This is a genomic window from Micromonospora sp. NPDC049580 (genome assembly GCF_040675595.1).
Taxonomy (GTDB): domain Bacteria; phylum Actinomycetota; class Actinomycetes; order Mycobacteriales; family Micromonosporaceae; genus Micromonospora.
The window spans coordinates 20,792-28,556 of sequence record NZ_JBFAPG010000020.1 but is presented as its reverse complement, the minus strand read 5'-3'; the positions used below and the strand labels follow the sequence as shown (position 1 = coordinate 28,556).

Genomic DNA, 7,765 nt, shown 5'->3' with positions numbered 1-7,765 from the left:
CTCTTCCGAGCGGGGGGGGCCCCCCCCCCCCCGGGGCCCCCACCCCCACGGCTGCACCTGCGTACCTACCATCACGAGCATGGATGGACGAACGTGGCTCCTGGCCGGGGCGGCGGCAGCGCTACTGCTGGCCGTCCTGCCGTTTTTCGCACTGCGGCGCCGTCGCCGTAACCAGGCCGACGGGCCCGAGGAGGCGATGCGCCGAGCCCGCCAGGCGATCCGGACCAGCCGACACGAGCAGCGCCGCCAGCGCCGTGGCAGTCTGCGCGGCAAGGGGTACGGCGGGGACGACAACCGGGCCTACGACAGCGGCGTCGCCAGCGACTCCGGCGGCATGCCCTGAGGCCCGCTTCCATTGTCGATCTGACGGCCGGCGCCAATCGGGACAGCAGTGCGGCCCGCACCCGGCAGGTGTGGGCCGCTTCAGCGTGCGTCAGGGTCGGCGAGCAGCCGGCACCCAGCCTCAGCCGCATGAGACGACCGCCGATGTAGGCAAGCATCAAAGTTGTCGTACACCTGTTCTATTCTCGGTCCATGGTGGAGGAGTTGACGCAGGCTGAGGCGGCGGTCGCGGCGTGCGTCGAAGCGCCGGCCTGGGCACTCACCGAGCCCGACCTCGTCGCGGCACTCGACACCGCGCACCGGCTTGAGCAGCGCCTGGCGGCCGTGCAGCTGGCCCTCGTGCGTGAGCTGGACGGCCGCGGCACGGCCCAGGCGCAGGGCGCGTCCTCGACGGCCGTCTGGTTGCGTGAGCGGCTACGACTCACGGTCTCCGCCGCCCGCCGCCTGGTCGACCTCGCCAGCGCGCTGGACACCGGAGCGCCGGGGGTGCGCGCCGCTCTGGCCGGCGGCGACATCACAGTGGAGCAGGCCCGCGTCATCGGCGACACGGTCAGCACGGTGCACATGGCCGCCGGCGCCGAGGCCGCCGACAAGGCGGTCGGCGTGCTGGTCGGGTGGGCCGGGCAGTTCGAGCCGACTCTCCTGCGCAAGCTGGGCACCCGGATCCTCGACCATGTCGCACCGGAGGTCGCCGAAGCCGCTGCCCGGGCCGCGTTGGAGGCCGAGGCCCGCCGCTCCGACCGGGACCGCCACGTCACCCTGTCCGAGCTGTCGGACGGCCGCCTGCGGCTGAGCGGCACCCTGGACGCCGAGGCCGGCGGCCTGCTCCGCGCCGCGATCGACCCGCTGACCGCGCCGTCCGGCCCGGACGACGCGCGCAGTCCCGGGCAACGCCGCCACGACGCCCTCGCCGACCTCTGCCGCCTCACCCTGCGCACCGGCGAGCTACCCGAGCACGGCGGCGAGCCCGCGCAGATCGTCGTCACCACCAGCTTCGACACGCTGGCCCGGCAGCTCGACGCCGGCACCCTCGACACCGGCCCCCGCCTCACCCCGGAGACGGTCCGCCGCCTCGCCTGCGACGCCGCCATCCTCCCCGCCGTCCTCGGCAGCGCCGGCCAACCACTCGACGTCGGCCGGCAACGCCGCCTCATCACCGGCCCGCTGCGACGCGCCCTCGTCCTGCGCGACCGCGGCTGCGCCTTCCCCGGCTGCGACCGCCCACCCCGCTGGTGCGACGCCCACCACATCCGACACTGGGCCAACGGCGGCAACACCAGCCTGCCCAACGCAGTGCTCCTCTGCGGCCACCACCACCGACACATCCACCACAGCGACTGGACCGTCCAGTTGAGCGGCGACGGCCACCCCGAATTCGTCCCGCCGGCCTGGCTCGACCCGGACCAACTCCCCCGCCGCAACCACTACCACCGGCGGACGTGACCGCGGCCCAGCCCACCAGCTGTGACGAGCGGGGCCCTCGGGTCCACGCCATCGTGGCGGGGCGGTGTGACCGGCCTCGCGTCTTTCGGGACCGCCAACTCCGCCCGGCCTGCCTAGCGTCGCCACCATGACGGTCAACGGCGACACGTTCGGACGGGCCATCGACAACAACCGCGCCACCGACAACAACCGCGCCACCGACAACAACCGGGCCACACACGGCACCCAGGCCACCGACGGCGACCCGGCCACCTTCAGCGACCGGGTCATCGACCTCGCCTCAGCCATGGTCATCTCACGCTGATGCGGGGTGTGTCGCCGCTGCCGCCGGCCGGGCGGCTGCGCACCCTCTCCCTCGCCACGTTGGCGAACACCGTCGGTTCGGGACTGTGGCTGACCGGCGCGGCCATCTATCTCACCCGGGACGTGGGGCTGTCCGCCGCCCAGGTGGGCGTCGGGCTCAGCGTCGCCGGGCTGGTCGGGTTGACCGCCAGCGTGCCGCTCGGCAGTCTGGCCGACCGGCGCGACCCGCGTACGCTGCGGGCCGTCCTCCAGGTGCTCCAGGCGGTGGTCGCGGCAACGTACCTGCTGGTCGGCTCGTTTCCGGTGTTCCTGGTCGTGGCGGTGCTCGACCTGCTGCTGACCTCGGGCAACCTCGCGGTCCGCGCCGCGCTGGTCGCCGCCGTCGCCGGCCCGCAGGGTCGGGTGCACGCCTTCGCCACGCTACGGGCGGTGGCGAACCTGGGCATCGCGGTCGGGGCGGGTCTGGCCGGGTTCGCGCTGGCCGCCGACACGCACCTGGCGTACCAGATCCTGGTGGCTGGCAACGCGGCCACCTATCTCGTGTCGGCGGCGCTGCTGTTGCGGCTGCCGGCCTGTCCCCCAACCGCGCAGCCCACAACCGCGCCGGCCCCAACCGCACAGCCCACGACCGCGCAGCGCCCGACCGTGCCAGCCCCGGCTGCGCAGCCCACGACCGTGCCGGCCCCGACGGTCACTGCCCGCCGTGGACGGCCGCTGCGTGACGGCCGTTTCCTCGCGGTCAGTGGCGCGTCGGCGGTGCTCGCCCTGCATCAGACGGTCCTCACGCTGGTGGTGCCGCTCTGGGCGGTGACCGTGGTCGGAGCGCCCCCGCCGGTCGTGTCGGCGGTGCTGCTGACCAACACGGTGCTCACCGTCCTGCTGGCGGTACCTCTGAGCCGGGGCGCGGACACCGCCGCTGCGGCGGCGCGGACGATGCGCCGGGCCGGCCTGGTGCTGGCCGCCGCGATGCTGCTGTACGCGGCCACCGCCCGCCTGCCCACCGCCGCGGCCGTCGCACTGCTGCTGGTCGCCACCGTCGTCTACACCGCCGGTGACCTGTGGCACGCGGCTGGTGGAGCGGGACTCGCCTACGACCTCGCCCCGCCCGACGCGGTCGGCGCCTACCAGGGAGCGGACGGCATGCTGGCCGGTCTGGCCCGCGCCGCCGGCCCGGCCCTGTTGACGCTCGTGGTGCTCGACGGCGGGACGCCCGGTTGGCTGGCCGTCGGCGCGCTCTTCGCCGTGGTGGGCCTGGCCAGCCCCGCGCTCACCCGGTGGGCCCTGGCCGGCCGCCCCGCGACGCCGCTCCGAACCGACCGCTGAGCGGTGGCCGAGCGCCAGGCCGGCCAGCGCCGTCCGGGACCGGTCAGCCGATCTCCTCGTCGACGAAGCACCAGCGCCAGGCCTCGCCGGGCTGCGCCGAGCGGATCACCGGGTGGCCGGTGGACGCGAAGTGCTTGCTCGCGTGCTGGTTCGGCGACGAGTCGCAGCAGCCGACCTGGCCGCAGCTCAGGCACGTACGCAGGTGCACCCAGTAGGTGTCGCCGATGGCGACGCAGTCGGCGCACTCGTCGGGGGTGCGCGGCTCGGCGGTGCCGGCCTCGGCCAGGTGCTGACAGCTCACTGCTCGACCTCCTGCCGCAGCAACGACTCTTCCAGGTCCAGGTCACGATAGGCCCGCACCAGCACCTCCTCAGGAATTCGACCGGCGTCCCGGGCGGCGCGGAACACGTCCCGCTCGGCGTCGATCATCTCTTGTCGCAGCCGACCGTACGCCTGCGACGGGGTCTCCCGCTCGTCGCCGCCGAGCCGTTCCCAGGCCATGTTGGTGCGGTCCTCCTGCACCCGGCGCAGCCGATCCACCACGGACCCCGGTGCGCTCTCGGCCAACTCCTCCAACCGGTCCCGTGCGGCCCTGCTGGCCTGCTGCTGCACCCCGGCGGCCGACAACGCGTCCTGCACCGGGTCGTCCTGGGGCAGCTTCAACCGCCGGGCGACCAGCGGCAGCGTGGCGCCCTGACCGACCAGGGTGACCACGATCACCGCGAAGGCCAACCAGATGAACAGGGCCCGGGGGTACGGCTCGTCGTCGGCCAGGGTCAGCGGGAGGGCCAGGGCGGCGGCGAGCGTCACCACGCCCCGCATTCCGGCCCACCCGATGATGATCGGGAACTTCGGTGACGGGGCCGGATCCCGACGGCGGATCCGGGGAACCAACCGGGCCAGGTAGGTGGCCGGGAAGAGCCACACGAACCGGGTCAGGAAGACGGTGGCGAGCACCGCGAAGGTGATCAGGATGAGCGAGCCGGTCGGCTCGTCGAGCTCGCGCAGCACCTCCCGCAGTTGCAGCCCGACCAGCAGGAAGACCAGTCCCTCCAGCAGGAACCGGACCAGCCGCCAGAACGCGCCGACCTGCAACCGGGACGCCGCCGACAGCAGTTGCGGCAGCTTGTGCCCGAGCACCAGACCGGTGACGACCACCGCGACCACACCGGAGGCGTGCAGGTGCTCGGCGGTGAACACCACCGCGAACGGGATGATCAACGACAGCGCGTTGTCCAGCAGCGGGTCGCTGATCCGCCGGTGCAGGAAGCCGAACACCAGCGCCCCGAGCGCCCCGATCAGGATGCCGCCGCCGGTGGACCGCAGCACCTCGAGGGCGATCTTGTCGGTGCCGACGGCCGTGCCGATGGAGGCCATGGTCGCGACCCGCAGCAGTACCAGCGCGGTGGCGTCGTTGACCAGGCTCTCCCCCTCCAGGATCGTGACCACCCGGCGGGGCAGCCCGACGCGGCGGGCGACGGCCGTGGCGGCCACGGCGTCCGGCGGGGCGACCACCGCGCCGAGGGCAAGGCAGATCGCGAACGGGACCTGCGGCAGCAGCAGGTGCAGCACGACGCCCACCGCGAACGCGGTGAACAGCACCAGGCCCACGGCGAGCAGCAGGATCGGCCGGATGTTGTTCTTGAAGGCCGGCACCGACGTCTCCAACGCCGCGACGTACAGCAGCGGCGGCAGGATGCCGATCAGCACCAGCTCCGGTTCGAGCCGGATCTGCGGGAAGCCCGGCACGAACGAGAGCCCCAGGCCGAGTACGACCAGCACGATCGGCGCGAGCAGGCCGAGCCGGCGGGCCAGCGCCGCGCCCAGGGTGGCGATCGCCAGGAAGACGACGACCGGAAACAGGCTTTCCATGGGGTACGAGCGTAGGGGTCGGGCGGCCGACGCCCGATCAGCCGCCCGGGCGCAGCTTCGGCAGCACCTCGGCGCCGAACGCGTCGATGAACCCGCGCTGCTCCTGCCCGACGTGGTGCAGGGCGATCTGGTCGAAGCCGAGCGCCACGTACTCCTCCAGCCAGCCGACGTGCCGGCCCAGATCGGCCGAGATGTTCACCACCTGGGCGATCCGCTCGGGTGGCACGTCGGCCGAGACGACGTCGAAGTGCTCGACGGTCTCCAGGTCCCAGCAGACCGGAGGGGCGAAGACGTTGCTGCGCCACTGGTCGTACGCGAGCGCCTCGGCCTGCGCCTGCTCCGGCGCCCAGGAGACGTGCACCTGGAGGTGCAGTGGGCCGCGGCCACCGGCGTCCCGGTACGCGTCGATCATCTCGCGCAGGTGCTCCACCGGCGCGTTCACGGTGATCAGCCCGTCGGCCCACTCGGCGCACCAGCGGGCCGTGGCCACGCTGACGGCCGCGCCGACCAGCGCGGGCGGCTCTTCGGGGCGGGTCCACAGCCGGGCCCGGTCCACCCGGACCAGACCGTCGTGGCTGACCTCCTCGCCGGCCAGCAGCGCCCGGATCACGTCTACGCACTCGCGCAGCCGGGCGGCGCGGACGTCCTTGCGCGGCCACGGGTCGCCGGTGATGTGCTCGTTGCTGGCCTCGCCGGTGCCCAGCGCGGCCCAGAACCGACCCGGGTACATCGCGCCGAGGGTGCCGATCGCCTGCGCGATGATCGCCGGGTGGTACCGCTGGCCGGGGGCGTTGACGACGCCGAACGGCATGCCGGTGGCCTGCAGCGCGGCGCCCAGCCAGGACCAGGCGAAGCCGGACTCGCCCTGCCGGGCGCTCCACGGGGAGAAGTGGTCGGAGCACATGGCGGCGTCGAAGCCGGCCCGCTCGGCGTGCATCACCGCCTCCAGCAGGGCGCGCGGAGGGATCTGCTCGTGGGAGGCGTGGAATCCGAACGACGTCATGGGCGCACTTCCTACCCATGACGGCGTCCGGTGATGCGTGCCGCGCGGGAAGCTACTCGGCGTGCGCGCCGGCGCCGGCGGAAGCCGCGCCCTCGCCCACCCAGACCGTCTTGATGTTGCAGAACTCCCGCATGCCCAGCTCGGACAGCTCCCGGCCGTAGCCGGAGTTCTTCACGCCGCCGAACGGCAGCTCCGGGTAGGAGGTGGTCATCCCGTTGATGAAGACGTTGCCGGCGTCCAGGTCGGTGGCGAAGCGCTCCTGCTCGGCGGCGTCCCGGGTCCAGGCGTTCGACCCGAGGCCGAAGCTGGTCCCGTTGGCCACCTCGATCGCCCCCTCGTACGAGGACACCCGGTACAGGCCGGCGACCGGCCCGAAGACCTCCTCGGACCACATCCGCATCTGCGGCGTGAGGTCGGTGACCACGGTCGGCGGGTAGTACCACCCGTCGCCGGCGGGCAGCTCGCCGCCGCAGAGCACCGTCGCGCCCTTGTCCACCGCGTCGCGCACCTGAGCGTGCACCTCGTCGCGACCGCGTTCGCTGGCCAGCGGACCCACGTCGGTGCCCGGGTCCATGGGGTCGCCGACGCGCAGCGCGGCCATGTTCGCAACGAACTTCTCGGCGAAGGCGTCGAAGACGTCGGTGTGCACGATGAACCGCTTGGCGGCGATGCAGGACTGGCCGTTGTTCTGGCAGCGGGCCGTGGTGGCCACCTCGGCGGCGGCGTCCAGGTCGGCCGAGGGCATCACCACGAACGGGTCGCTGCCGCCCAGCTCCAGCACGGTCTTCTTGACCTCCCGGCCGGCGATCTGGGCGATGGAGCGCCCGGCCGCCTCACTGCCGGTGAGGGTGGCGGCGCGGACCCGGGGGTCGGCGAGGATCCGCTCGACAGCGTCCGAGCCCACCAGCACTGTGGTGAACGCCCCCTCGGGGAAGCCGGCGCGACGGAACACGTCCTCCAGCAGCAGCGCCGTCTGCGGCACGTTCGAGGCGTGCTTGAGCAGGCCGGTGTTGCCGGCCATCAGCGCCGGGGCGGCGAAGCGCATCACCTGCCAGAGCGGGAAGTTCCACGGCATCACCGCGAGCACCACACCGATCGGCTGGTAGCGGATGAACGCCCGGGTCGCCTTCACGGCGGCGGCGTCGGCCGGCTGGTCGGCGAGGAACGCGGGCGCCTTGTCGGCGTAGAAGCGGGCGGCCGTGGCGCACTTGGTCACCTCGGCCTGGGCCGCGACGTACGTCTTGCCCATCTCCGTGGTCATGATCCGGGCGATCTCGTCGCGCTCGGCGTCCAGCAGGTCGGCGGCGGCGTTCATCCACCGGGCGCGCTGGTCGACGGTGGTGCCGCGCAGCTGCCGGTACGCGAGGTTGGTGCGCTCGATGGCGGCGTCGAGCTGTTCGGTGGACATCGCCTCGTAGGTTTTGAGCACCTGGCCGGTGGCGGGGTTGGTGGTGGCGATGTGGGGCATCTCGTCCTCCT

At 73.3% G+C, this 7,765-nt stretch carries 8 protein-coding genes; 4 read left to right on the top strand and 4 right to left on the bottom strand.

The annotated features are described in order from the left end of the window. The first annotated feature begins 79 nt into the window (after positions 1-79). The 4 genes from AB0J68_RS03620 (at position 80) to AB0J68_RS03605 (ending at position 3,411) form a co-directional block, all read left to right on the top strand. Complete coding sequence (locus AB0J68_RS03620) at positions 80-343, top strand: hypothetical protein (RefSeq protein ID WP_363935933.1); 264 nt, start codon at positions 80-82, stop codon at positions 341-343. 191 nt (positions 344-534) lie between these two features. Next, positions 535-1,785, top strand: a complete 1,251-nt coding sequence (locus tag AB0J68_RS03615) for a DUF222 domain-containing protein (RefSeq protein WP_363935930.1) — start codon at positions 535-537, stop codon at positions 1,783-1,785. Positions 1,786-1,912: 127 nt separating this feature from the next. Then, complete coding sequence (locus AB0J68_RS03610; protein WP_363935928.1) at positions 1,913-2,089, top strand: hypothetical protein; 177 nt, start codon at positions 1,913-1,915, stop codon at positions 2,087-2,089. Further along, positions 2,089-3,411 (top strand): MFS transporter, encoded by a 1,323-nt coding sequence (locus AB0J68_RS03605; RefSeq protein ID WP_363935926.1) that lies wholly within the window; start codon positions 2,089-2,091, stop codon positions 3,409-3,411. The genes AB0J68_RS03610 and AB0J68_RS03605 overlap by 1 nt, the downstream gene beginning before the upstream one ends. A 43-nt stretch (positions 3,412-3,454) precedes the next feature. Here AB0J68_RS03605 and AB0J68_RS03600 read toward each other — a convergent pair whose 3' ends face one another. The 4 genes from AB0J68_RS03600 to AB0J68_RS03585 are packed head-to-tail and all read right to left on the bottom strand — an operon-like array spanning position 3,455 to position 7,754. Further along, positions 3,455-3,712 carry a UBP-type zinc finger domain-containing protein gene (locus tag AB0J68_RS03600; RefSeq protein WP_363935924.1) on the bottom strand — a complete coding sequence of 86 codons (258 nt, stop codon included), beginning with the start codon at positions 3,710-3,712 and terminating at the stop codon, positions 3,455-3,457. Next, positions 3,709-5,283: a Na+/H+ antiporter gene (locus AB0J68_RS03595; protein WP_363935921.1), complete on the bottom strand. Its 1,575-nt coding sequence runs from the start codon at positions 5,281-5,283 to the stop codon at positions 3,709-3,711. The genes AB0J68_RS03600 and AB0J68_RS03595 overlap by 4 nt, the downstream gene beginning before the upstream one ends. A 37-nt stretch (positions 5,284-5,320) precedes the next feature. Continuing rightward, entirely contained in the window at positions 5,321-6,286 is a 966-nt protein-coding gene (locus AB0J68_RS03590; protein ID WP_363935918.1) for a TIGR03885 family FMN-dependent LLM class oxidoreductase, read from the bottom strand. 52 nt (positions 6,287-6,338) lie between these two features. Then, positions 6,339-7,754, bottom strand: coding sequence for an NADP-dependent succinic semialdehyde dehydrogenase (locus AB0J68_RS03585; protein ID WP_363935916.1), 1,416 nt, complete (start codon positions 7,752-7,754; stop codon positions 6,339-6,341). Positions 7,755-7,765: the final 11 nt, after the last annotated feature.

Coding starts and splice junctions, on each gene's coding strand:
- AB0J68_RS03620 (WP_363935933.1), top strand. CDS start 80: ATGGATGGACGAACGTGGCTCCTGGCCGGGGCGGCGGCAGCGCTACTG.
- AB0J68_RS03615 (WP_363935930.1), top strand. CDS start 535: ATGGTGGAGGAGTTGACGCAGGCTGAGGCGGCGGTCGCGGCGTGCGTC.
- AB0J68_RS03610 (WP_363935928.1), top strand. CDS start 1,913: ATGACGGTCAACGGCGACACGTTCGGACGGGCCATCGACAACAACCGC.
- AB0J68_RS03605 (WP_363935926.1), top strand. CDS start 2,089: ATGCGGGGTGTGTCGCCGCTGCCGCCGGCCGGGCGGCTGCGCACCCTC.
- AB0J68_RS03595 (WP_363935921.1), bottom strand. CDS start 5,283: ATGGAAAGCCTGTTTCCGGTCGTCGTCTTCCTGGCGATCGCCACCCTG.
- AB0J68_RS03590 (WP_363935918.1), bottom strand. CDS start 6,286: ATGACGTCGTTCGGATTCCACGCCTCCCACGAGCAGATCCCTCCGCGC.
- AB0J68_RS03585 (WP_363935916.1), bottom strand. CDS start 7,754: ATGCCCCACATCGCCACCACCAACCCCGCCACCGGCCAGGTGCTCAAA.